Source organism: Streptomyces monomycini (assembly GCF_022271435.1).
In the GTDB taxonomy this organism is placed as follows: Bacteria; Actinomycetota; Actinomycetes; order Streptomycetales; family Streptomycetaceae; genus Streptomyces; species Streptomyces monomycini.
The window spans coordinates 35977-61447 of the sequence record NZ_JAFIQY010000008.1 but is presented as its reverse complement, the minus strand read 5'-3'; the positions used below and the strand labels follow the sequence as shown (position 1 = coordinate 61447).

General features: G+C 71.4%; 13 protein-coding genes and 1 CRISPR repeat array. Of the genes, 4 read left to right on the top strand and 9 right to left on the bottom strand.

The features are described from left to right. Nucleotides 1-15: 15 nt before the first annotated feature. The 6 genes from JXZ78_RS12710 to JXZ78_RS12685 form a co-directional block, all read right to left on the bottom strand. Entirely contained in the window at nt 16-1725 is a 1710-nt protein-coding gene (locus JXZ78_RS12710; protein WP_030020158.1) for an ABC transporter ATP-binding protein, read from the bottom strand. After that, nucleotides 1722-3596: an ABC transporter ATP-binding protein gene (locus tag JXZ78_RS12705; protein ID WP_078624263.1), complete on the bottom strand. Its 1875-nt coding sequence runs from the start codon at nt 3594-3596 to the stop codon at nt 1722-1724. Before JXZ78_RS12705 ends, JXZ78_RS12710 begins: the two co-directional genes overlap by 4 nt. 194 nt (nt 3597-3790) lie before the next feature. Then, a complete protein-coding gene (locus JXZ78_RS12700; protein WP_063726087.1) occupies nt 3791-5410 on the bottom strand; it encodes a B12-binding domain-containing radical SAM protein in 1620 nt (539 codons plus the stop codon). A 139-nt stretch (nt 5411-5549) separates the two neighbouring features. Continuing rightward, nucleotides 5550-5942 (bottom strand): cupin domain-containing protein, encoded by a 393-nt coding sequence (locus JXZ78_RS12695; protein WP_030020161.1) that lies wholly within the window; start codon nt 5940-5942, stop codon nt 5550-5552. 107 nt (nt 5943-6049) lie between these two features. Then, a complete protein-coding gene (locus JXZ78_RS12690; RefSeq protein WP_030020162.1) occupies nt 6050-7168 on the bottom strand; it encodes a saccharopine dehydrogenase NADP-binding domain-containing protein in 1119 nt (372 codons plus the stop codon). After that, nucleotides 7168-12798, bottom strand: a complete 5631-nt coding sequence (locus JXZ78_RS12685; RefSeq protein ID WP_050502476.1) for a non-ribosomal peptide synthetase — start codon at nt 12796-12798, stop codon at nt 7168-7170. Before JXZ78_RS12685 ends, JXZ78_RS12690 begins: the two co-directional genes overlap by 1 nt. Nucleotides 12799-13432: 634 nt before the next feature. Here JXZ78_RS12685 and JXZ78_RS12680 point away from each other — a divergent pair. After that, nucleotides 13433-13903, top strand: coding sequence for a hypothetical protein (locus tag JXZ78_RS12680; protein WP_030020164.1), 471 nt, complete (start codon nt 13433-13435; stop codon nt 13901-13903). Nucleotides 13904-14206: 303 nt separating this feature from the next. Continuing rightward, nucleotides 14207-14542: a CRISPR direct-repeat array (repeat unit 29 nt; unit sequence GTGGTCCCCGCGTGTGCGGGGGTGGTCCC). A gap of 164 nt (nt 14543-14706) precedes the next feature. Here JXZ78_RS12680 and JXZ78_RS12675 read toward each other — a convergent pair. Then, nucleotides 14707-16092, bottom strand: coding sequence for a glycosyltransferase family 2 protein (locus JXZ78_RS12675; RefSeq protein ID WP_238783070.1), 1386 nt, complete (start codon nt 16090-16092; stop codon nt 14707-14709). An 819-nt stretch (nt 16093-16911) separates the two neighbouring features. Between JXZ78_RS12675 and wecB the strand changes: the two genes are divergently transcribed. From wecB to JXZ78_RS12660, 3 genes are all read left to right on the top strand, one after another. Further along, nucleotides 16912-18108 (top strand): non-hydrolyzing UDP-N-acetylglucosamine 2-epimerase, encoded by a 1197-nt coding sequence (wecB, locus tag JXZ78_RS12670; RefSeq protein WP_030025379.1) that lies wholly within the window; start codon nt 16912-16914, stop codon nt 18106-18108. Nucleotides 18109-18334: 226 nt separating this feature from the next. Next, complete coding sequence (locus tag JXZ78_RS12665) at nt 18335-20641, top strand: NHL repeat-containing protein (RefSeq protein ID WP_238783069.1); 2307 nt, start codon at nt 18335-18337, stop codon at nt 20639-20641. 17 nt (nt 20642-20658) lie between these two features. Continuing rightward, nucleotides 20659-22965 (top strand): NHL repeat-containing protein, encoded by a 2307-nt coding sequence (locus tag JXZ78_RS12660; protein ID WP_238783068.1) that lies wholly within the window; start codon nt 20659-20661, stop codon nt 22963-22965. Between the two features lie 539 nt (nt 22966-23504). Here the strand turns inward: JXZ78_RS12660 and JXZ78_RS12655 are convergent. Further along, complete coding sequence (locus JXZ78_RS12655) at nt 23505-24899, bottom strand: amidase (RefSeq protein WP_238783067.1); 1395 nt, start codon at nt 24897-24899, stop codon at nt 23505-23507. 48 nt (nt 24900-24947) lie between these two features. Further along, nucleotides 24948-25394, bottom strand: coding sequence for an MmyB family transcriptional regulator (locus JXZ78_RS41045; protein WP_157851444.1), 447 nt, complete (start codon nt 25392-25394; stop codon nt 24948-24950). Nucleotides 25395-25471 lie beyond the last annotated feature (77 nt).

The window sequence follows — 25471 nt, the reverse complement described above, 5'->3', positions numbered from 1 at the left end:
CTACCTCGGTTCCTCTCAGGCCGGCTGGTGTGCGGCGATCTTCCAGAACGCGGCGTACTTCCCGTCGCGTTCGAGGAGTTCCTGGTGGGTGCCGGACTCGACGATGCGGCCGTCCTCCAGGAAGGCGATGGTGTCGGCGTCCCGGACGGTGTGCAGCCGGTGCGCGACCATGACGACGGTGCGGCCGCTCATCAGCCGGTCCAGACCCTCCTGGACGGCCTGCTCGCTCTCCGGGTCCAGGGCGGAGGTGGCCTCGTCGAGCAGCAGTACGGGGGCGTCCTTGAGCAGGGCGCGGGCGATCGACACCCGCTGGCGCTCACCGCCGGACAGGGCCGCGCCGCCCTCGCCGACCTCGGTGTCCCAGCTCTGCGGCAGCCGGGCGACCACCTCGTCCAGGCGGGCCGCGGCGGCCGCCCGGCGCACTTCGTCCTTGGTGGCGCCGGGGCGGCCGAGCCGTACGTTCTCCTCGATGGTGCCCTCGAACAGGTAGACGTCCTGGAAGACGATGGACAGCCGGGACATCAGCTCGTCGCCGTCGATGTCGCGTACGTCCACCCCGCCGAGCCGCACCGCGCCGGCGTCCACGTCGTGGAACCGCGCGGCGAGCTGGAGCAGCGTGGTCTTGCCGGCCCCGGAGGAGCCGACGAGCGCCAGCCGCCGGCCGTCCTCCGCCTTCAGGCTCAGCCCGTCCAGTACGGTGCGGCCGCCGCGGCGGAAGGTGGCCCCGTCCAGTTCGAGGCTGTTGCCGGCAGGCTTCTTCGGCTGCTCGGGCAGGGGCAGCGGCTTCTCCCGCAGCACCGCGTCGATGCGTTCCAGCTCGCCGCGCGAGGCCCGCATGACGCCGCCCAGGTCCGCCAGCGACAGCAGCGGGTCGACGCAGCGCGCGCTCAGCACGAGCAGGGCGAGTACGGACGCCGCGTCGGCGGAGCCGTCGAGGGCGAGGTAAGCGCCCAGCGCGAGGACCAGCGTGAACACGGCCTGCACCGTGAGACTCAGGCCGAGGACACCGGGCAGCCCCTTCACGGCGGCGCGCCGCTCACTGCGCCACTGCGCGTGCAGCGCCTCGTCCAGCTGCTGGAAGCGCTCGCCGGTACGGCCGCCGGCACGCAGCACCGGCTGGGCGCGGACGTACTCCACCACCCGGGCGGAGGCGTCGTCGCTGCGCCGCGCGCGCTCGGCGTCCTCGCGTGCGGTGGCCCGCCCGGTGGCGTACTGCACCGCGGCGATCAGGGGTGCCGCGAGCAGCGCCGCCAGCGCCAGCCGCCAGTCGAAGAAGAACATGACCGCGACGATCGTCAGGGGGACGAAGGTGGCGTCGACGAGCGGGCCGAGCCGGTGCGCGGGCACCGACATCACTTCCATCACGCTGCGGCTGGTCAGCCCGGAGACGTCCCCGATGCGCGAGGACGTGAACCAGCCCAGGGGCAGCCCGGCGAGCTGGTCGCCGAGGCGGTGGTGCAGTCCCCGGGACAGCTCACCGCCCGTACGGAACCCCGTCAGGACACTGCGGTAGCCGAGGACGGCGCACAGCAGGAACGCGGCGGCGAAGGCGCCCAGCCAGGGCCAGGCATCGGCGGGCCGCGGCCCCAGCAGGGCCCGCAGCAGCGGTACGAGCAGCGCGTAGGACAGGCCCTCCACGACGGCCCGTGCCGACATCAGGACGAGCGTGCGGCGTACGGGGCGGCCGTGTGTCTCGCCCATGACCCGCAGGAGCAGTCGGATCATCGGTCGGTCCCTTCCCGCGAGCTGTTGCCGTGGCGGTGCTGGGCCCGCCACATCTGGGCGAGCTTCCCGCCCGTGCCCATGAGTTCCTGGTACGTTCCGCTCTCCACGATGCGGCCGCCCTCCATGACGACGATGCGGTCGGCGCGGGTGACGGTCTCCAGCCGGTGCGCGATGACGAGCTGGGTGCGTCCCGCGCGCAGCACGTCCAGGGCGCGCCGGAGTTCCGCCTGGGTCTTGGCGTCGGCGAAGGACATGGCCTCGTCGAGGACGAGCACCGGGGCGTCGATGAGCAGCGCGCGGGCGATGCCGAGCCGCTGTGCCTCACCGCCGGACAGGCCGATGTCCTCGCCGAGCACGGAGTCGTACCCGTGCGGAAGGGCTGTGACGCGTTCGTGCAGGCCTGCCGCGCGGGCGGCGGCGACGACCGCGGAGCGATCGGCGTCCGGCACCGCCAGCGCGATGTTCTCGGCGACCGTGGCACGCAGCACCCGGACGTCCTGGAAGATGAACGCCACCCGCTGGTAGAGCTGTTCGTCGCCGATGTCGCGAACGTCGACCCCGCCGAGCAGGACCGCGCCGCGCGTCGGGTCGAAGAAGCGGGGCAGCATCTGGGCGAGGGTGGACTTGCCCGCGCCGGAGGGGCCGACGAGGGCGGTGGTCGTGCCGGGCTCCAGGACGAGGTCGATGTCGTGCAGCACCGGGTGGCCGTCGTCGTAGGCGAAGCCGACACCGCGGTACTCCACGCGGTCCCCCTGCGGGAGGGCCGGCCGGTCCGGGGCCGGCAGCGGCCGGACGCTGAGCATCTCGTGGATGCGGTCGGCGGACCGCTCGGCGGCGTGGATGTTGTCCATGCCGTGGCCCAGCGCCGCGACCGGCGCCGTCAGCGCCACGGACAGCAGCAGGAAGGGCAGCAGTTCGGCGGGCGGCATGGCGCCCTGGGTGATCAGCAGCGTGCCGCCCGTCAGGATGAGCAGCAGCACGAACGGCGGTGCCAGGACGAGGGCGGACAGCGACGCCAGGCCCGCGCTGCCGGCGACGTAGCCGAGGAAGAAGTCGGCGAAGTCGTCGGCGGCGCGCCGGTAACGCTGGTGGACCCGGCCCGCGCCGCCGAAGGTCTTCACGACGGAGATGCCCTGGACGAACTCCACGGACGACGCCCCGATACGGCCCATGGCCTGGCCCACTGCCATGCCCTGGCGGCGCCGTTCCTCGGTCGACAGCAGGCGGTGCACCGCCACGCCGAACAGGACCGGGACGAGTGCGACGAGCGTCAGCCGCCAGTCCACCCAGGCCAGGTAGGCCAGCGAGGCGGCGGGGACGACGACGGCGGAGGTGAACTCGCCCGGCGTATGGGCGATCAGGTGGTGCAGCGTGTCGACGTCGCCCTGCACCACGCCGTTCACCTCGCCCGAGCTGCGGCGTGCGAACCAGCCCAGGGGCACCCGCCCCAGGCGCTGGGCCAGTGACCTGCGCAGCGACAGGTGCAGGTCCCCGTCGACGAGGTGGCCGCATCCGCCGGCGGCCGCGGTGAACAGGACCCGTACCAGCAGGCCCGCGGCACCGAGGACGACGGCGGTCCACACGGCGGTGCGGTCGGCCGGCCCGGGGGCGAGCAGTTCCCGGCCGATCTCGGCCAGGGCGAGCAGCGGGGCGAGGCCGGCCAGGGCGCCCACCGTCTGCAGTACCAGGACGGCGAGGAGCCGCCCCCGGTACGGGCGTAACAGCCGGACGAGCATCCGGCGTCCTTGCGGGGCCTGTTCCCCCGGGCCGCCGCGCGCCGCGCCGGGCGGCTCACCCGCCGCGGTGGGGTCGTCGGCCGCGCGGCCGCCGGTTCCGTCGGTGAGCGTGCTCACCTGTTCTGTCGTGGCCATAGAAAAGTCCCGCCCTCCAAGGCCGGGTCGGCGGCTCGCGCGGCGTACGGCCGCGTCGTCAACCGCTCATGACTGGGCTCCACCCAGAAACTATACGCGTATAAGAACTAGGGTGGCAACCCGCCCCGGGACCAGCGGCGGCGCCGGGCCCCCGGCGCGCGGCCGCAGTCGGAATCCCGGCCCGGAACCGCCCGTCACAGCGGATCGAGGCACAGCTCCCGGCCTTCGGGAGCCGGTTCGATCCCGACCGAACGCAACTGGTCCAGCTGGGTCCGCATGGCGTGCGCCCCCTCGTCCGGATCGGTGAAGTCACGCGGCGTCATGGCCAGCAGCTCCAGACTCTTCTCGACCGCGAGGTTGGTCTTGCGGTCGTGCTGCGGCAGCAGCCAGTGCTGGTAGTTGTGCTGCCAGAACTTCAGCACCGCGCGGTCGTTGGTCCGCCGCACCTTGTCCAGGGTCTCGGTGAGCAACTGGCCCGCCCGGTCACTGTCCATGCCGATGTGCGACCACGGCGAACCGGGATCGTTGGGATCCTCCGCCTCGATCCGGAACTTCTCCCGGTCCTGCCACATCGGCATGTTCTCGTCCGTGATGGTGAAACGCGCCATGGAGAAGTGGCCGATGTACTCCTCCATCAGGAAGTCCTGGGTGTCCTGGAACGTCTCGGGGCTCTCCCCCGGATAGCCGACGATGAACAGGCCGTAGGTGTTGATCTCGCTGCGGCTGAGCAGTTCGTGGGCCGTGAGGTTCTGCTTCACCGACACCCGCTTGCTCATGTTCTTCAGCGTCTGGTCGTTCATCGACTCGAAGCCCACATGGATCTGGAAACAGTGCGCCGCTTCCAGACCCGCCACCACCGCCTCGGAGTTCAGCGTGTTGGCCCGGCTGAACCCTTCCCAGACCGGTATGCCGGACCCCGGCAGAATTTCCAGCAGCTTACGGAAACGGACCGGCGGAATGGTGAACGTGGAGTCCATCGCGTACATCATCTCGGTGCCGTTGTCCGCGGCGTACCCGGCCCAGTCGTCCCGGATCTTCTCCGCCGACTTGTAGCGCCATTTCGGCGAAGCCGCGGGAAAGGAACAGAACTTGCAGTCGAAGGGACAGCCCCGCATCGACTCGTACGGCACCACCGCGGCCCGCCCGGAGACGCTGGGCGAGGGGAACCCGTCGAGGTCCACGTACTCCACCGGGTTGATCCGGATCCGGTCCCCGTCGCGCCAGACGACGTTGGGGACCGACTCCAGGCTCTTGCCCGCGGCGAGCGTGTCCAGCGTCATGGGCAGCGAGACCTCCCCGTCGCCGCGCACGACCGCGACGATCTCCGGGTGGTCGCGCAGGGCCATCATGAACTTGAGGTTGGTGAACTGCCCGCCGGCCACGATGCCGGTGCCGGGCAGGTTCTCCCGGATCCAGGCGACCGCCTGCCGGAGGATCGGCTCGTTCCAGATGTACGTCGTCGACAGCAGCACCACGTCGAAGTCCCCGGCCGGCACCTGCGCCGCACCGGTCCACACGTCCGCCAGGTCCACCCGGGCGAAGTCGTAGTCACCGGTCTCCAGGATCGAATGCAGCGTCACCGTGGTCAGATGCGGCCCGGCCGCCGCACGCGGGCGCAGCAGGGCGTAAGGGCGGCCCGACGACGCGAAAGCCAGCCGGTCGAGCCGCAGTTCCTCGTGTCCGGCGCGGCGCAGCATCTCCCGGCCCAGCTCGCTCGGGTTGTCCCCGAAGAGCGTCCCGGCCATGTACGGGGAGTTGAAATGCGTCGGGCCGAGTTCTCCGGGGCCGAGCCCGCTCAAAAGGAGAAAACGCATGAGATCCCATTCCTGTGAGGACACCGGAAGCGAAGACGAGGGCCGGCCGTACCGGAATCCCCCGCCGGGAAAAGAGCGTGGCAGGCTCCTCTGCACGAAATCTGGCCGCCGTCTGGCGCGGCGGGCCGCCGTGTCCGGCTCAGTGCCCGGGACGCTGTTCGATCAGCGTCCCCTCGGCCCGCAGCACCACCAGCATCTCGGTGGGCGCCTCCAGCTCCACCCGGTGCCAGGCGTCCGACGGCACGACGAACGCCTCGCCCGCGCCGACACGGACCCGCAGCTCGCCGTCGGTGTCCTCGGGGCCGCCCGTACGGTAGTAGATCCGCATCGCGCCCGACAGGACGCACATCACCTCGTCGCCGTCGGGGTGCCGCATCCAGTTGGCCGCGGACTTCAGGTCCGCCGTCGTCTCGGCACGCATGGTCACGGCCGTCCAGCCGTCCAGGTCGGGCCGCATGGTGAACTCCTCGGCGTCGACCGTGCCGTCGTGGCGCAGCCGGAACATGGAGGAATAGAGGTCTACGGCGGACATGGCGAATCCTCTCGGGGCAGTGCGCGGCGACCGGGCCGCCCGGGCTCACCGGATGATGGCAGGGCCGACTGGACGGAATCTGGACCCGCCGCCGGGCGCCCGCCGCGTCACAGGGCGCCCTCTTCCTCCGCCTCGTACGCGAGATCCGCGACGGATGCCGGGTCCGCGTCCCGCTCCGCCACCACGAGACCGCCGACGACCGCGCGCAGCCGGTCCACCACACGCCGGGGCAAAAGCACCTCGGCCGCCCGGCGCACCCCGGCGGGCACCCGCCCGTCACACACCTCGGACACCGCGAACGCACCGATCTCACCGGTCACCCCGGACCCGTCCGCACCACGGACCAGTACGGTCCGGCGCACCTCGGCACCCTCGTGCCCGATGCCGTCCAGGCTGCCCCACAGGGCGTGGTACGGCGTCCGCCCGGCCGCGTCCAGCGCGGACGCCCGCACCAGCTCGGCCGCGCGGGAGTCGAGGTCCGGGCTGTCGCCCGTCCGCACCCGGTTCAGGGCGTCGTACAGAAATCCGCCGTCGAAGGCGTTGTACCAGCGCGCCTCCGCCAGCCCCAGCGCCTCGGCCCGCTCCACCACTTCGGCGGTGAGGAAGGGAACCGCCGTCACCGGCCGGGGCAGGCCCGGCACCCGGAGACCGTCTTCGGTACGCAGCGCCCCGGGCACCGTACGGCCACGCCAGAGCCCCGTCGGCACACCGAATCCACGGTCCAGGCTCAGCAGGTAGTCGAGGGCGCCCGTGTGGGTGAGGGCGCCCAGCCCCGCGTAGCCGCCGGTGAACCGCAGCGGACGGTCCATCGGCCCGGCGAGCAGCCCGGGCAGCAGCCCGGACAGACCAGGCACCAGGCCCGCCGACAGTACGGCAGTACGGGGCCCGCCCGGCGCGGAGGCCGTGCCGTCGTCCATCACGTCCACGTAATCGGCGCCCGCGGCGAACGCCGCCCGCCGGACCCGGTCCAGCAGCAGATAGGCAGGACCGGCGCAGTTGAGCACCACGCGGCAGCCCTCGGCGAACGCCGCAAGCCCGTGCCCGTCCCGGGCATCCACCACCTGCGCCCCCGCCGACGGGCCCAGCTCGGCAGCCAGCCGCCGGGCGGGGTCCAGGGCGCGGCCACCCAGCCGCAGCCGGTAGCGCCCCTCGTCGGCGAGCCGGCGGGCGGCGACCGAACCCACCGCGCCGTACGCCCCGAGAATGCCGATCAGCGGCGCGGCCATCAGCCCCGCCCCCGCGCACCCCGAGCCGCCTCCGGCTCTCCCGCGAGCAGGGCCGCCACCGCCCGAGCATGCGGCGGACGCACACACGTGAAGTGGTCCCCCGGCACGTCCACGGTCCGCAGATCGCCGGTGCACACCTTCTGCCAGTACTCCTCCATGTCCCGGTGCATGCCGGGGAAAACTTCGGCCTCACCGACCTGCCGGACCAGCGTGGCGCGTCCCTTGTAGGGGGTCGCCTCGTGCAGGGCCACCGTCACCAGGCTGTGACGGACCGTGCGGTAGAGGCGGGTCAGTCGCTCCAGCGAGCTGAATTCCGCCTCGTCCCGGGACATGTGGGCGCCGATGGCCCGCAGCCGTTCCTCCTGCGGCCGTTCGGCCAGCGTCCGCAAGGCGCGCTGTGCCGCCGCCGCGTCCGGCCCCAGCCCTTCGGCGGGGTGTCCGGTGAGGCTGCCGTGCGGCACCCGGCCGCCGTGCTCGGCGGTGACCGCCTCGACGAGGGCGCGGGTCGTCGTCTCGTCCTCCGGGTAGCCGAGCCGTACGGTGTCGGCGCGCATCATGCGGGCGAAGACGTACTCGGCCAGCAGATCGTCCTCCACCAGATAGGGCACCCGGTAGCTGCTGATGACCGTCACATCGGTCACCTCTGTACCCGCCCCGGCGAGCCGGTCGGCCAGCTCGGTGACCAGCAGACCACCCATGCAGTAGCCGACAAGGTGGACCCTGGTGCACCCCTCGTCAAGCAGCACCCGCGCGTACCGGTCTGCCAGATCACCGACCAGCGTGCCGGGCTCGGCGGCGAGATAGGAGTCGAGGTCGTCCACGACGAGCCCCGCCAACGGCATTCGCCCGGCCAGTTCCTGGACCAGCGCGCGGTACGGCGCCACCGTCCCGGTGCCGTCGTGGACCAGGACGAGCACCGGCGCGCCGGCCGCGTCCGCGGGCCGCGGGCCGAGTTCCACCAGGGGCGAGGCTTCCGCTCCCCCAAGTGCCCGGGCGGCCCGCAGCCGGTCGGCAAGGGCCGCCACGCTGGGCCGGTTCAGCACCATGCGCAGCAAGTCGTCCCAGGTCACCGCGGCTGCCTGCGGAAGCTCCCGGCGCATCCGGCCGACGAGCTGGGCCACCAGCAGCGAGTCACCGCCGAGGGCGAAGAAGTCGGCGTCCCGTCCGACGGAAGGCACGTGCAGCACCTCGGCCCACAGCGCGGCCAGGGCACGCTCCAGCTCGTCGCGCGGGGCCGCTCCGCCGCCGACGGCGGCGCCGGGCGCGGCCGGCCCGGCCAGGGCGGTCAGCCGGTTCCGGTCCACCTTGCCGTTGCCGGTCAGCGGGATCGCGTCGACCACCTGGAGATCCGCCGGGATCATGTAGGCGGGCAGGCGCTCGGCGAGCCGGGCGTGCAGCTCGGCCGGGGTGACGGCGGCGCGGTCGGCCTTGAGGCGGGCCGCGAGGACCTGCTGGCCGATCTCGGCGAGCGCGCTGTCCGGCGCCGGCAGGCACAGCACGTCGGTGGCGCCGGCCGCGTCCAGCAGGTCGAGCCACTGCTGACGGGTGAAAAACGTGGCGCCGGTACGGGCGCGTTCGTCGGTGAAGCCGGTCAGCCCGTCGTTGAACTCCATGGACGTCATGCCGCGGCAGGTGTCGCGGGTCGCGTCGATGAACACCAGCCAGCCGCCCGGTGCCACCAGCTCGCGCAACCGGTCGAACATCTCCCCCGCGTGCACGGCGTTGTGCAGCACGTTCGCGGCGACCACGACGTCCGCGCAGTTCGGCCGGAGCCCCTGGGCGTACGGGTCCACGTTGAGGTCGTACAGCCCGTAGCGCACCCACGGATACGCGGCGAAAGCTTCCTGCGCCGCGTTGAGGAAGAAGTGCGACACGTCCGTGAAGTGGTAGTCGACGGGCAGGTCCGCCAGGGCCGGGATCAGCTCGGCGCTGGTCCCGCCGATCCCGGCGCCGATCTCCAGTACCCGCACGGGCCCCGGGCCGCCGTGACCGGCCACGATCGTGCGGACCGCGGCGACGGTGGCCGCGTTGTTGTACCGGCTGATCAGATTGTCCCGGTAGGCGGCCGCCGCCGTCTCCAGAGCACCCTCGGGAAAGAGCAGATCACGCAGCGGGAGGTCGCCGCTGAGCAGCTCCCCCAGCCGCCGCTCGCAGTCGCGATGGAAGCGGACGAGGGCGGCTCCCCAGCCGGTCAGCGGCTCCAGGGCGTCGATGCGCTCGTGTACGGCCCGTACGCACTCCTCGTCGGCCGCCGCCAACCCGTACCAGCGGTCCGCCGACGGATCATGCGTCAGGCGCCCCTCAGCGGCCAGTGCGGCAAGCCAACGCCGTACGAGGTAATGATGACCTCGCGAAGCACCGGAAGCAGCAACGACCTCGTCCGTGGAATGCCCGTCGCCCGACGCGGTGAACAGCCCACGGGAGCGCAGCAGCCGGGCCATGGACAGCAGCGCGGACTCGTCCAGGGCGGCACACATCGCCCGTACGTCGGCGTCCCGGACACCCTCCGCGGCGCGCGCGGCCTGTCCGGTCACCGCGACCGGCCAGCCGGCAGGCAGCGGGCCCGGCTCCGTACGGGCGGTCTCCGCGAAGGCCACCAGCCGACGGCCGCCACCCTCGCCATGGACGACCGCCGCGGCCAGATGAACGGCAGGGTGCCCCTGGAGCGCCGCCTCCACCTCGGCCAGTTCGACGCGGTGCCCGTTCAGCTTCACCTGCCCGTCCACCCGGCCCAGGAACTCGATCTCACCGTCGGCCAGACGGCGGCCCATGTCACCGGTGCGGTACAGCCGTTCACCGTCGTGCGGATGCTTGACGAAGCGCTCGGCGGTGCGCCGCTCGTCACCGAAGTAGCCCAGCGCCAGCCCGGCGCCCCCGATGTACAGCTCGCCGGTGACATGTTCCGGGCAGTCCCGCATCAGCGGGTCCAGCACCCGGAAGGTCTGGTTGGCCAGCGGCCGCCCGTACGGAATGCTGCCCCAGCTGGGATCGACCGCACCAATGGGATGATGGATGGACCAGATCGCAGCCTCGGTGGCCCCTCCCAGGCTGACCACGCCCAGCCCCGGCACCCGGGCCCGTACGGCATCCGGCAGCGTCACCGGGATCCAGTCACCGGACAGCATCGCGAGCCGCAGCCGACCCGTACCGGCGGTGGGCTCGGCACGCAGGTACTCGTGGAACATCACCAGTTGCGCGGGGACGGAGTTCCACACACTGACACCGTGTTCGTGCACCAGCTCCGCCCAGTGCACGGGGTCACCGCGGCGCGCGGCGTCGGGCAGCACGAGGGCGCCGCCCACCGCCAGGGGGCCGAAGATGTCGTACACCGACAGGTCGAAGCCCAGCTGGGCCAGCCCCAGCACCCGGTCGTCCGGGCCGACGCCGAAGCGGGAGTTGATGTCGTCCACGGTGTTGCGGGCGGCGCCGTGGCTGATCATCACGCCCTTCGGGGTGCCGGTGGAGCCGGAGGTGTAGATGACGTAGGCGAGATCATCCGGGTCGGTCACGGCCTCGGCGACCGCCGGTGCGTCGCCCGGATCTCCCGCGCCTTGCACGTCTTCCGCACCTCCCGCACCTCCCACGCCTTCCGCGCCTTCCGCGCCTTCCGCGCCTTCCGCGCCTTCCGCCTCCATCGTGTCCACCGCCAGGGCCGACATCCCCGTCGGCAGGCCAAGCGCAGGCGCCAGCCAGGACTGAGTGAGCACCCGCCGCACCCCGGCATCCTTCAGCACCGTGTCGCGGCGCAGCGGCGGCTGGGTGGTGTCGACGGGCAGGTAGGCGCCCTGGGCGAGGAGCACACCGAGGACGGCGACGACCTGCTCCCAGCCCTTGTCCATGACGACCGCCACCCGCTCCCCGCGGGCACTGCCGGAAGCGGTCAGCGCCGCGGCGACGGCCTGGGCGCGGGCGGCCAGTTCCGCGTAGTCCAGGGTGCGGCCGGGCGTGACGACGGCCGGGCGGCCGGGGGTGCGCCGCGCCTGGGCCATGACCTCGGCGTGCAGCGGGTCGGCAGAACGGGGTGCCTCGGTGGCATTGATGCGCGCCAGTCGCTCACGCTGCTGGGCGGGCAACTCCACAGGAACGGCCCGCTGCCAGTCACCGTCCCCCTCAGCCAGCCCGGCAACCAGCGTAGCGAACGCGTCGAACATGTCCTCGACCACACCATCAGGGAACAGCCCCTCCCGGACGTCCCAGTGCACCAGAAGGCCGCCCGTGTCCTCCATGACCTGGCAGTCGATCCACACCTGGGGAGTCTGGGTGATCCCGTGCACCAGTTCCGCGCCACGCAACAAAGCCGCCGGTTCGGATGTACCGGCCCCTGCCCCTGCCCCTGCCGCGCTACGGGACCCGCTGACCGTACTGGTGAAAGTGACCGGCATCAGAGCCTCGGCCCGGCCCCGGCGCCGGGCGAGTTCGCGCAGCACCTCCACCCCGGAGCACAGCTTGTGGTCCATGTCGTCCCAGAGCCGCGCCTGGGAAGCGCGCACCCGGTCCAGCAGCGTGTCACCTTCGGTGAGGTCCACCGCGAGCAGGCTGGTGGAGCTGAAGTCACCGATCACCCGATCGATCCCGGGGTGCAAGGGCAACCGATTCTGCAGAGTCAGACTCAGCGAGAAACACGGCTTACGACTCCACCGCCCCACAGTCTCCGCGAACGCCTGAAGCAGCACCACCGAGGCCGTCACACCCGCGTGGGCCGCACGCCGGTCCAAGGCCCGCCACTGCTCGGCCGTCAACCGGGTACCGTGCCGCCGGAACCTGGGCGGAGCTTTCAGTGACCCGGTACGCAGCGGCAGTTCAGGCGCCGGAGGCAGGTCGTCGACACGCTTCCACCAATACTCACGGTCCCGCTGATAACGGGTCCCCTCGCGCGCGGCCCGCGCCGCCAGCACATAATCCCGGAACGTCGGGACCTCTCCCCCGCCCCCGTCGGAATCCGTGCTCGCGGGTCCCGAACCGACCCACAGCTCCCGCAACTCACCGAGCAGCATCCGAATACTGCCGTAGTCACAGATGAGCAGATCAATCGCGATGTGCAGGAGCAGCCCACCAGCAGTACGGCTGGTACGCACTTCGAACAGCGGCCACTGGTCGGTCGCCCGCACCTGATGGGACATCTCGGTACGGATCTCCTCGACGACCCGCCGCGCCTGCTCGTCATCCACCTGCCGCGTGTCCGTACGGCGTACCGCATAACGCGGCACCTCGGCCAGCACCCGCTGGTACCCGTCGGCCGAGACCACCGCCCGCAGCATGTCGTGCCGCCGGACCAGGACGTTCCAAGCGTCCTCCAGCCGCTGCTCGTCCCCGTCCGGCAGCGCCAGTTCCAGGTACCCGTGACAGGCCACGCCCCCGTAATCGAACGCCTCGCTGCGCCCGAGCAGGTACGCCGACTGGACATCCGTCAGCGGGAACGGCTCGTGCCGCGCCGCCGCGTCCACCACCAGCCCCGGCCCGAACTCCTGGGCCCGCAGGTACGCCAGCACGGCGTCCTTCCGGTCCTTCAGTTCCCGCAGCCGCTCCTCGGTGAGGATTCCCTTCGGGGCCCGGTACCGCAGTCTGCCGTCCTCCTCGTAGAGCGTGACACCCAGTGCGGTGAGCCCGTCCACGTACTCGCCGGCATTCATACCGCTGCCCCTCCTGCGCCCTTCGTGCCGGGTCCCGGCACCGATGTACGGAGAACGCCCAGCGTGGCAGCCCCGGCTGGCGAGAATCTGGATGCCGATGCTGCGCGTGGATTGTCAGTGGCAGGTGGTTTCCTCGTCACCAGGCACCAGGAGAACCAAGTCCTGCCGCGAGAGGAGACCACCTCCATGACATCTGAGCCCGCACGCCCCGGCCCTCGCCCGCGCCCTGCCCTCTGGCGGCCGTGGACCGGGGCGACCGGCATCGGAACCGTCCTCGCCCTGACGGCAGTGGCCCTCAACACCACCTCCCTGCCCTTGTTCCGAGGGCTGGCCGCCCTCTCGGCTCTCCTGCTGCTCGGCTCGTACTGGATAGCGGCACCGTGGTTCATCACCCGCTCGGAGACCTGGCACCGAGTGATCACTTTCCTGCCGATGACGGCCTACGTGACGGCCGTCGGCCTGGTCGTGGCAGCGGCGATCAGCTTCCTGCCGGACGACCCCGTGCCGGCCGGCTCGGCCTTGCTGATGATCTGGATCTTCCACATCGGCGGCGGAGTACGGGAACCGACATCCTTCGCCTACGAGCGCCTGCGGGGACGCCTCACGTGGGCGGCGGGCCCTCCAGGTGGCCGCGATGAGCTGCGGCACGGTGGGAGCCGTCTGCCTGATACGCACACTGCCCGTTCCGGGACGCTACGCGCCCGCGGTCTTCGCGGCCTGCCTCAGCGTGGTGATCGGACTCGTCGTCTCATCGAAGAAGGTTTTCGAACGCGTCCGGAAGCTGGCCACACAACTGGACGAGCGCGCGCAGAAGCTGGAGCAGTGCCTGACCCGACTGTCACGAGGCGCGGTAGCGGACCGCGGCCCCCTTCGGGACGCCGCCGAAGACGCCTGGAACGACCTCCACCGAACCCTCCGCAACAAGGTGGAAACCGGCTTCCACCTGTACGGAACCTTCGTCCTCCCACCCGCAAGGCTCAGGACGCTGGAGGCGTTGGTGAAGGAGGCGATCGCCGGCCCCGGCGCGTCGGCGCACCGGGAGGCGACCGCACGGTTGACCGTGATACGCGCGGCGTGCGCATCCAAGATCGACACAGTGGCGTAAGGAGGGGAAAGCGGCAAAGCTGGTGCCTGAGGCGAGTGCGCCAGCCAACGAAGAGAAGGCTTGCCCTGGACAAGCTGACGGTCCTGCTGCCCTGAGGGAGCGAGGCGGGTCAACGGGTGTGTTTCCGCCTCTGCGGTGTGTCGATGCACCTTAGCCTGTGTCCCGAGATGCCTGACAGGCTCAACTCAAGACCTGCGCGAGCGAAGCAGCCAATCAACACCGGAGGGTATGCCGGATATGCCGGATTCCCAGAAAGTAAGTAAAGACCGCCACCCGCACTGAAAAACGCGCTGGTCACGGCCTGTGGTCCCCGCGTGTGCGGGGGTGGTCCCCACGGGTTCCGGTGTTGCTTGCGAGCGACGTCGTGGTCCCCGCGTGTGCGGGGGTGGTCCCGCGACGGCACTGGACTTCACCGGGGGCGCCAAGGTGGTCCCCGCGTGTGCGGGGGTGGTCCCGTCCACCTTCGCGAGGGCGAGCCGGAGCCATAGTGGTCCCCGCGTGTGCGGGGGTGGTCCCCTCTGATGGGGCGGGGGTGCAGGGGGTGATGCGTGGTCCCCGCGTGTGCGGGGGTGGTCCCACAGGAACTTGTCGCGGAACAACCAGGAGACAAGTGGTCCCCGCGTGTGCGGGGTTGCCCCCGCGGCCGGGGCCCAGTTCTTGAAGCCGGGCCTGTGGTCCCCGCGCGCGGGGTTGGCCCGTCGCCGCCGATGTCGTCGTGCAGCTCGTCGCGGCGGTCCCCGCGCCTGCGGGGTCCACCCCCCGCTGGATCGCCCCCTTCTCCATACCCAGCCGCCCCCGCCCCCTCACACAGCCGAAGCCGCGCCCCCAACCCCCACCCCCTCCACCTCCCGGCTCGTCTTGGTCCACCCCGTTTGGCCGCGCAGCATGCGGAACAGGGCTCTCCAGGCGCAGAGGAAGGACATGTAGTTCATGACGACGAAGGAGTGGCCCAGGAGCAGGGCGCGGGGCGGGCCGACGTTCTTGTCGCGGCGTAGGTAGGTGCAGGAGGTGAGCAGGGCGGGGGCGAAGGCCAGTAGGTACCAGGCCAGGAGGTTCAGGGGGAGGCGTAGGCAGGTGCTGTTGACCGCGGCGGCCGGCTTGCCGCGTAGGACCAGTACGTCGGGGCTGCGGAGGAACCAGTACAGGCAGTACTGGAAGAGGAGGGACCAGGGCAGGTCGAGAGCCCAGGGCACCAGTAGGTAGGCGAACATTTCCAGGGCCGCCAGGTGCCCCATGCGCGGGGCGCGCCAGATTTCGGGCATGCGGCCGATCGCGGTCATGTGGCCCTGGTACCAGCGGGTGCGCTGGCGGACGAGGCGGCGCAGGTCGCTGACGCCCTGTTGGTCGACGGAGGCGTGGGCGGTGGTGCGCAGCTTCCAGCCGCGTACGGCGAGGCTGATGGCCAGGTCGAGGTCTTCGGTGAGGGACTGGGACCAGGGGCGTTCGCCGAGGCCGTCGAGGGCGGAGAGGCGGGTGAACTGGCCGTTGCCGCCGAGACTGACGGTCTGGGTGAGGTTGCGGCCGAACTGGGTGACGGCGGCCATCGCCCAGAACTGGTAGTCCTGGAACCAGGTCAGGAAGTTGGCGCGGCGGTTGCGGATGCGGACGCCGAGCTGGACGCCGCCGACCCGTGGGTCGTCGAAGAGCGGCAGGACGTGGGACAGTGCCCGGTCCGAGAGGCGGCCGTCGGCGTCCATGACGCACACCACGGTCCGTGCGGGGTCCTGGCCGCGTGCCGCGACGCGCTCGCGCACCACGCGGATGGCGTGGTTGAGGGCCTCGCCCTTGCCCTGCCGTGCGTTGGGCGGCTCCCGTCGCAGTACGGTCACTTCGCCCTGGTGGCCGGCCGCGCGGGCCGCCGCGCCCGCCTGCTCGGCGGTCGCCCCCGTGGTGTCGTCCGAGCCGTCGTCGACGACCACGACCGTCGTACGCGGGCCGAGGAGGCCGCTGACCGTGGTGCCGATCACCGACTCCTCGTTGAGGCAGGGGACGAGGACGTAGAGGTGGTGGCGGTCGCGGCGGCCGAGGTGCGGGTGACCGTAGGGGGTGTCGCCCTGGACCCGTAACTTGGCTCGCTGGCGGCGCAGTTCGAGGAGGCCCGCGCCCATGGCCAGGGCGAGGTAGCCGGCGGACAGTCCGATGACGGTGCTGCCGATGGCGTCAACGGTCTTGAGCAGGACGTTTTTCACCTGGGTACCTCCCTTTGTCCCGGTGGGCCCCGGCGGCTCTGGCGGGCGTGCGGGGAGTGGGTCGGGTGCGGTTCGGAGCGTCCGGATGTCCGGGCCGGGGCAGGTGTGCGGGAACCGGCCGGCCGTCGCGCCCCAGTCTGCGCTGGATCTCCCGGCCCAGGACGAAACCCAGCGGTACCACGGCCGCGCCGATGGCGGCGGTGAGGACTCCGCGCCCACCGGACGTGCCGACGCGTGCCGCCGCCACGCCACCCGCCAACGACCAGGTGGTTCCCAGGTACATGGAAGGACGGCACCTCCGGGCGGCGAGGAGGGAGGGGTGGGTGTGGGCGAGCTGGTATGCAGGCCGGGCAGCGGGTCGAGCGGCGGGGCGGGCAGGCAGTAGGTAGGCAGGCAGGCAGTGACCACTGTGAATCACCGGGCAGGCGATGGCCAGACCCTGCCGTGGCGCTCGGGCGCTGCCCGGTGACGGGTGGAGGCGGTTTTGCGTCGATGGGCCGGGCACGGAAAAACACGGGCGGCCGTGGGCACCTGGGCTTTTCCGCTATCTCAGCAGGCATATTGGTCCGATCCGGCCAATCCCATGACTCCGGAACCATTGCCCACGTTATGTCCCCGCGCTTAGCGTCAGCGGACGCGAAGGGTTGCCGGACAACACCTGTATTCCTCGCCATCGCCTGCCACAGGTGTAACACGTCACACGTTCAACGTCCATGAGTTGCCGCGCCCTTACGCGCACTTGTCGTAAACCGACGCGATGAACGGTGTCTCTATGCGCCCGATCTCTTCTCCCCGCCCCCACACGAAAACGACTCGGCATTGAGCGGCCGACAGCGCGTCGTCATTGTCGTGGGCACCCGCCCGGAAGCCATCAAACTCGCTCCGGTCGTCCGGGAATTGCAGCGGACGCGCTGGGCCGAGCCGGCCGTACTGACCACCGGCCAGCACGGAGCGGTGGTACGGGACACCCTCGCCTGTTTCGGACTGCGCCCAGAGGCCGGACTCGACCCACCGCTCGTCACCGGCCGCACGGCCGGAGCCGGGCCGGTCGCCGAGCTGACGGCCGGCCTGCTCAGCGGGCTCGGCAGCCGGCTGCGCGCACCCGCCGTGCACGCGGTGCTCGTCCAGGGAGACACCTCGTCCGCGCTGGCCGGGGCGATGGCCGCCTTCTTCGCCAAGATCCCTGTCGTGCACGTGGAGGCGGGGCTGCGCTCCGGAGACGCGCGCAGCCCGTTCCCGGAGGAGGCCCACCGCCGGATGATCGCCGAGCTGAGCGATCTCCACCTGGCGCCCACGCGGGCCGCCCGCCGCAACCTGCTCGCCCAGGGGGTGGCGGCCGAGCGGATCGTGGTCACGGGGAACACCGTGATCGACGCCGTCGTCGCCGCGAGCCGGAGACCGCTTCCCCGCGCCGTACCCGGGCTCCGCGGAATCGATCAGGATTCCGCTCCGCTCGTCGTCGTGACCGCGCATCGCCGGGAGAACTGGGGCGAGCCGATCCGGCGGGTCGGCCGGGCGGTGGCCACATTGAGCCGTCAATATCCCGACGTGACGTTCGTCGTCGCCGCGCACATGAATCCCTCGGTCCGGAACGCGATCGAGGAATCCCTGCGAGGCCGGCCCAATGTTCTTCTGCCGGGCCCGATTCCGTACGACGCCTTCGCCCGTCTCCTGTCCCGGTCCGTTCTGGCCATCACCGACTCCGGCGGAATTCAGGAGGAGGCGGCGGCCTTCGGCCTGCCGATTCTGGTGACCCGGGACAACACCGAGCGGACCGAAGGGATCGATTCCGGTCTGGCCCGGCTCGTCGGTACGGACGAGACGGAGATCGTGGCCGCGGCGGAAAAGGAATTCGCCCGCGAGGGCGTGCTGGACGTCAAGAAGCCGAACCCGCCTTTCCCCCGGCCCAACCCGTACGGCGACGGACGGGCCGCCCGGCGGTGCGCCGCCGCCTGCGGCTGGCTGCTGGGCCTGGCCCCCAGGCCGTCCGACATCCCGGCCGAGGAGACGCGATGACCTCTGCCGCCACCGCGCCGGTCCGCACGGCCGGCGTCCACGCCGTGCCGGACACGACACCCGGCCGAGCGACGCCCGGTCGAACGACGCCCGGCCCAGCGCCACCCGTCCCGGCCACACCCGTCCCGACGACACCCGGACCCGCGACGGCCGGGCCGCCACCGGCCGCCCGGCCCCCGTACCGCTGTCCCCGCACGTCCTCCGATCCACGACAGGAGCAGCAATCATGACCACCGCATCCAGCACAGGCGCCGGTCCGCAGCCCGCGGGCCTGCTCGACGGATCGATAGCCACCGTCGCGGGCAACGGCGTGGCCGGATTCATCTCCGACGGCGGGCACGGCGCGCTGACCCGGACCCACTACCCCCACGGGGTGGCCGTCGACAAGAACGGCAACCTGTTCATCGCCGACCGGTACAACCACCGCGTCCGCAAGGTCACCCCGAACGGGAACATCACCACCGTCGCCGGAGACGGCACCGCCGGATACATCTCCGACGGCGGACCCGCCCTCGCCACCCGGCTCCACTACCCCGCGGACGTGGCCCTGGACGACGCGGGCAACCTCTACATCGCGGACACCAACAACCACCGCGTCCGCAAGGTCACCCCGAACGGCATCATCACCACCGTCGCGGGCAACGGCGAGGCCGGGTACATCTCCGACGGCGGACCCGCCCTCGCCACCCGGCTCCACTACCCCCACGCGCTGACCGTCGACCGCTCGGGCAACCTCTTCATCTCGGACTACGGCAACCACCGGGTCCGCAAGGTCGGTCCCAACGGCATCATCACCACCGTCGCGGGCAACGGCACCGCCGGATACATCTCCGACGGCGGACCCGCGATCTCGACCCGGCTCTACTACCCCATGGGGCTGGTGGCGGACGGCGAGGGAAGCCTGTACATCGCCGACCGGCACAACCACCGCATCCGCAAGGTCACCCCGAACGGCATCATCACCACCGTCGCGGGCAACGGCACCGCCGGATACATCTCCGACGGCGGGCCCGCCCTCGGCACCCGTCTCCACTACCCGTGGGGCCTGGCGCTGGACGAGGCCGGCAGCCTGTACATCGGCGACGGGCACAACCACCGCATCCGCAAGGTCACCTCGGACGGCATCATCACCACCGTCGCGGGCAACGGCCAGGCCGGTTACGTGGACGACGGCGGACCCGCCGCGGGCACCCGGCTGTACCACCCCTACGGCATAGCCCTGGACCGGGCCGGCAACCTGTACATCGCGGACAGCCACAACCACCGCGTGCGCGGCGTGACGGCCGTGGCGCAGATGACGCCGCCGCCCCCGCCGGCCGCCGACCTGTACGGCGAGGTCGTCAGCCCCTACCGCGTGCAGCGCGAGCAGGAATTCGACCTGGGCGCGCGGATCCGCAACCGCGGCCCCAACCCGGCCGACGGACAGTACGTCACCGTGGTGCTGAACCTGGCCGACGGCCTCGTCGGCGGCCCGGGCACCAGCGGCCGGCGCCTCACCCGCACCTTCTCCGCTCAGCAGCTGCTGTCCCAGCAGGGCACGCTGGACGGCGTGTTCCGGGTGACCGCACCGGCGAGCACCCCGCCCGGCACCTACCTCTCCACGCTGGAGATCCAGTACGGCGGCGACCTCAACCTCAAGGACAACGCGTACACCCTGCCTGTCACGATCGTGGTGCCCGACCCGGTGGCGGACGAGACCGCACTGACGATTTTCCAGGACACCGTCCCGCAGGTCGCGCCGGGCCAGCAGACCGTCCTGAACCTGCGCTACACCTCGGCCGCAGGTCAGCCGGTCAACCCCGGCACGATCGTCCAGCGCTTCACCGCACCGACCGGGTTCCTCTTCACCGGCCGCCCCACCTACGCGTACTACGAGACCATCCACGGCGTCATCTCCGGGGACCTGACCCACAGCGTCCTGGACGGCGGACGGACGCTGCTCGTCACCGCCAACCCACACGTCAACACCACCACCAGCGACACCGGATCGGTGATCTACACCCTTCCGGTGCAGGCCCGCGCCGACGCCGTGCCGGGACGGTACGACAACGGCTCGGCGAGCGTCGGCCGGCACACCCCGGTCCAGCTCTCCGGTGTCATCTCGGGGACCGCCCAGGACGAGACGGCGCTGCGGGTGGTGCAGGAGTCGGTGCCCTCGGCCACACCGGGCCAGCACACCACGTTCAACCTGGAGCTGCGGTCGCTGGGCAGCCAGCCGGTCAACCCCGGCACCATCGAGCAGCGCCTCACCGCCCCCACCGGCTTCGCCTTCACCGGCAGCGCCTCGTACGGCTACTACTTCGTGACGCCGTACGTGACCGGCAACCTGGACGCCCGGCTGGAGGACAGCGACCGGACCCTCGTCATCAGCTCCAACCCGCACCTGAACACCGGGACCACCGACAAGACGGCGCTGATCTACACCATCGGCATCCGCGCCCTGCCCAACGCGACCCCCGGCGCCCGGCACGACGACGGCCAGGCCGTCATCGGCCGCCTCGCGCCCATACCGCTGTCAGCCCAGGTCCTCTGACCTCGACGGGAGTCCGCATGGCAACCGAGACCACTCCGGGAAGCGGCCCGCAGCCCGCGGGTATCGCGCAAGGATGCATCGCCACGGTGGCGGGCAACGGCACCGCCGGGTACCTGTCCGACGGCGGACCCGCCACCCTCACCCAGCTCAACTGGCCGCACGACGTGGCGCTGGACAAGAACGGGAACCTGTACATCGCCGACCGGTACAACCACCGGGTCCGCAAGGTGACCCCACAGGGGATCATCACCACCGTCGCGGGCAACGGCCAGGCCGGGTACGTCTCCGACGGCGGGCCCGCCACCGCCACCAAGCTCTACGAGCCGAGCGGAGTAGCGGTCGACGACGCGGGCAACCTCTACATCGCGGATCTGTGGAACCACCGGGTCCGCAAGGTGGACCCGAACGGCATCATCACCACCGTCGCGGGCAACGGGATCGGCGGTTACGTGTCCGACGGCGGGCCCGCCACCGCCACCCAGCTCAACGCCCCGGCCGGGGTGACGGTGGACCGTGACGGCAACCTGTACATCGGCGACTTCTACAACCACCGGGTCCGCAAGGTCGACGCGCGGGGGATCATCACCACCGTCGCGGGCAACGGGCAGGCCGGGTACGTCTCCGACGGCGGCCCCGCCACCGCCACCAAGCTCTACAACCCGTCCGGGGTCGCGACCGACTCCGCCGGGAACCTGTACATCGGGGACAGCTCCAACCACCGCGTGCGCAAGGTGACGCCGCAGGGCACCATCACCACCGTCGCGGGCACCGGCACCGCCGGCTACACCTCCGACGGCGGCCCCGCGACGTCCTCGCAGCTCAACTACCCCCTCTTCGTCACGCTCGACGACGCGGGGAACCTCTACATCGGGGACCAGTCGAACCAGCGGGTCCGCAAGGTCACCGCGGACGGCATCATCACCACGATCGCGGGCACCGGTACCGCCGGGTACGTGGACGACGGCGGGCCCGCCATCTCGACCCGGCTCTACAACCCCCGCGGCGTCGCGCTGGACCGCGCAGGGAACCTCTACATCGCCGACGGCAGCAACGCGCGCGTGCGCGGCGTGACCTCGGTCGCCACCATGACCCCGCCGCCCCCGCCCACCGCCGACCTGTACGGCGAGGTCGTCAGCTCGCCCTCGGTCCAGACCGGTCACGAGTTCGACCTCGGCGCCCGCATCAAGAACCGCGGCCCCCACCCGGCCGACGGCCAGTACGTGACCGTCGTCCTCACCCTCGCCGACGGACTGCGCGGCCCGGCGGGCACCACCGGCCAGCGCCTGACCCGCACCTTCCCCGGGCAGCAGCTCCAGCCCCAACAGGGTTCGCTCGACGGCGTGTTCCGCATCACCGTCCCCGGCGACGCGCCTCCCGGCCAGTACACCTCCACCCTGGAGATCCAGTACAGCGGCGACCTCAACCTCAAGGACAACACCTACACGCTGCCGGTCATCGTCGTCGTCCCGCCGCCGCCCACCGACGAACGGGCACTGGCCATCACCCAGGACACCGTCCCCCAGGTGGCACCTGGCCAGCGCACCGCGTTCAACGTCAAGTTCGACTCGGCCGGCAGCCAGCCCGTCAACCCCGGGGACATCGTCCAGCGCTTCACCGCGCCGACCGGGTTCACCTTCCCCGGCCAGCCCACCTACGCGTACTACAACACCGCCCAGGGCGTGATCTCGGGCAACCTCGACTACCGGATCGAGGACGGCGGCCGCACCCTGATCGTCACCGCCAACCCGCACGTCAACACCACCAGCAGCGACACCGGCCCGCTGTACTACACCATCCCCGTCCAGGCCCGGCCCGACGCCACGGCCGGGACCTACCAGAACGGCTCGGCCAGCATCGGCAGGCACACACCCGTCCAGCTCACCGGCATCGTCAGCGGCTCCGCGCAGAACGAGACCGCGCTGCGGGCCCACCAGGAGAGCGTGCCGCAGGCCGCCCCCGGCCAGTCCACCACCTTCAACCTGGAGATCCGCTCGCTCAACGACCAGCCGGTCAACCCCGGCACCATCGAGCAGCGCTTCACCGCTCCCACCGGCTTCGCCTTCACCGGCGGCGCCTCCTACGGCTACTACTACGTCCAGCCCGCCGTCACCGGGAACCTCGACACCACCCTGGAGGACAACGGCCGGACACTGATCATCTCCTCCAACCCGCACGTCAACACCGGCACGACGGACAAGACCGCACTGATCTACACCATCGGCATCCGCGCCCTGGCCGACGCCGAGCCGGGCACCCAGTCCGACGACGGCTCGGCCGCCATCGGCCGCCTGACACCCGTACCGCTGAGCGCCCGCGTCAGCTGACCACCCCTGCACCGCAGGCCAGGGCCCCGACCGCAGCGCGGTCGGGGCCCTCGGGCCGACATGGGGGCAGACAGACCTTGCGTCGCCTCGGGTCCTGCCGCACATCCCGAGTAATGCACACCGAGGTATCGCGCCGTCAGTCCCTTTCCTCCCAGCTGCCGAGGAGCCCCCGTGAAGACGCTCATGAATGTCTTGGAACAGGGCATTTTCGCAGGTCACGAGGGCTACGAGGTGCTGCCGGTCAGCAAACAGGCAGCATGCGTCCCCGACTAGGGCCATCAAGCACCCTGCTGCCTTCGAACCGGTTCGCCATGGACATACTCAGCGTGATCTCGGATGTACCTCCTGGACGGAACCCGAGGGCGCGCCTCCGCTCCGGCTACGTATCCGTCAGCCTCTGGGGCCGCCTGCGCGGCCGCCCGCTGACCTACGCCACGGTCTCTACGGCCGGTGAGACCAGCATCTCCTGCCGCGACGTGACCCGGCATCACCGGATCAAAGCCGCGTAGCAGGATGAAACCTCGGTAGGAAACGACCGCTCAGAAGGCGGGTCGGCGGCCGCGGACGGGGCTGGCCTTCTCCAGGCGCTCCGCGAGGTCGAGGAGGAGGGTGTCGGTCCACCATCGGCTGACCATCTGGACGCCGAGCGGCAGGCCGTCGTCGGTGGCGCCGAAGGGGAGTGCGACGGCGGGCAGGCCGGTCAGGTTGAACGGTACGGTCGCGCGCATCACCGCGCGGGCGGGCAGGGAGACACCGTCCACGTCGAGGCGGCTGCGGCCATGAGGCGGTGCGGGAAAGGGGGTTACGGGGCACAGCAGGACGTCGTGGTCGGCGAACCATGCGGCGAATCGTGTGCGCAGGTGCTCCACTTCGTGTTCGGCGGCGACGTAGTCGGCCAGCGGGACCTCGGCGGACTTCAGGGTGGCCGCGATGACCGGGTGCACCTCCGTCTCGCGGCCGGCGGTGACGGCGCGCAGGGCGGGCCGTACCTCTGCGGGAAACAGCGTCGCCGACAGCAGGGTGCAGTCCCGCTCGGCGAGCCAGGGCAGCTCGTCCTCCCGGACGTCGTGGCCGAGCTCGGTCAGTGCCGTGGCCGCCGCGGCGACCGTAGCGGCGACCTGCTGGTCGGCCGCGCCGAACGCTGAGGCGGTCCAGCCGATGCGCAGCCGGCCTCTGCCGAGGGGGCGGTCTGCGGCGGGCAGCGCCACGGCGTAGGGGTCGCTGCCGTCGGGCCCTTCCATGAGGGAGAGGGCCAGGCGCAGGTCGCGCACGCTGCGGGCCATGGGGCCGGCGTGCCACCAGCGGCGCGGCACGGCGGGGAAGTGGCCGGTCATGGGCACCCTGCCGTGGGTCGGTTTGATCGATGCGATTCCCGTGTCGGCGGCGGGCCCGCGTACGGAGATGGCGACGTCGCTCCCGATGCCGAGCGGTGAGAGCCCGCTCGCGATGGCCGCCGACTCTCCGCCGCTGGAGCCCCCGGGAGTGCGCTGCGGATCGTAGGGGTTCAAGGACCTGCCGGTCAGGCGGTTGTCCGTCTCGGTCCAGTAGGACATCTCCGGCAGGTTCGTCTTGGCCAGCAGGATGCCGCCGGCCTGCCGCAGGCGGGCCACCACGGTGGCATCGGTGTCGGGCACCCGGTCGGCGAAGAGCCTCGATCCCCGGGTGGTGGGCGCCCCTGCGGTGTCGAAGGAGTCCTTGACCGTGAAAGGAACTCCGCCGAGCGGGCCTCCGGCCGGTCGCGCGGCGGCGTGCAGAGCCTGTTCACCGAGCACGGTCACGAAGGCGTTCACCCGGTCCGCGACCGCCTCGATCCGGTCGAGATGGGCGGCCACCACCTCTACGGCGCTCACCGTGCCCGCTGCGATCAGCCTCGCGAGGCCGACCGCGTCATGCCATACGAGATCGCTCGGCTCCATCGGCTCCATCGGCTCCATCGGCTCCAGGGCCCCTTTCTTCGCAACGAACGTCCCGAGGCTGTCTGTTCAACTCACCCTAAGGGAGGCGGTGTCACACCGTTTTTTGAGGCCAACGCGCGGGAAAGCCCAGGTAGGGGCAGTGGACCCGGTGCTTTCCCACCAGTGGTCGAAATCCGTGCTCTTTCCGCGCAGCTCTGCGACGTGATCGTTCGTGGCCTGGTCGTCCGCGCCCCGTCCCCCCTCCGAACGCAGGCTTTCCACCGCGGCCCGCGCCTGGTCCTCCCAGTCGGCGAACAAGGACCGGGGAGTCTTCGCGCGCTCCGGCTTTGCCGCCGTGACGGCGCGGCCGTCACGCCGACGAGGACACGATGGTTGTTGGCCATGCCTTGCCGTATCACGGGCGTGGGTGTTTCCCGCGTGGGTCTGCGAGTCCTGATCTGCCGGGTCCACTGTTGCGCAGGGTCCGCCAGGGGCGCCTGCGGGGGCTGGTGGCAGGTCATGCTGGATGTACATCCTCCGGGCCAGTGACCAAGGACGGATCACGGATCACGGATCACGGATCACGGATCACGGATTGCGGCATGCGCGCG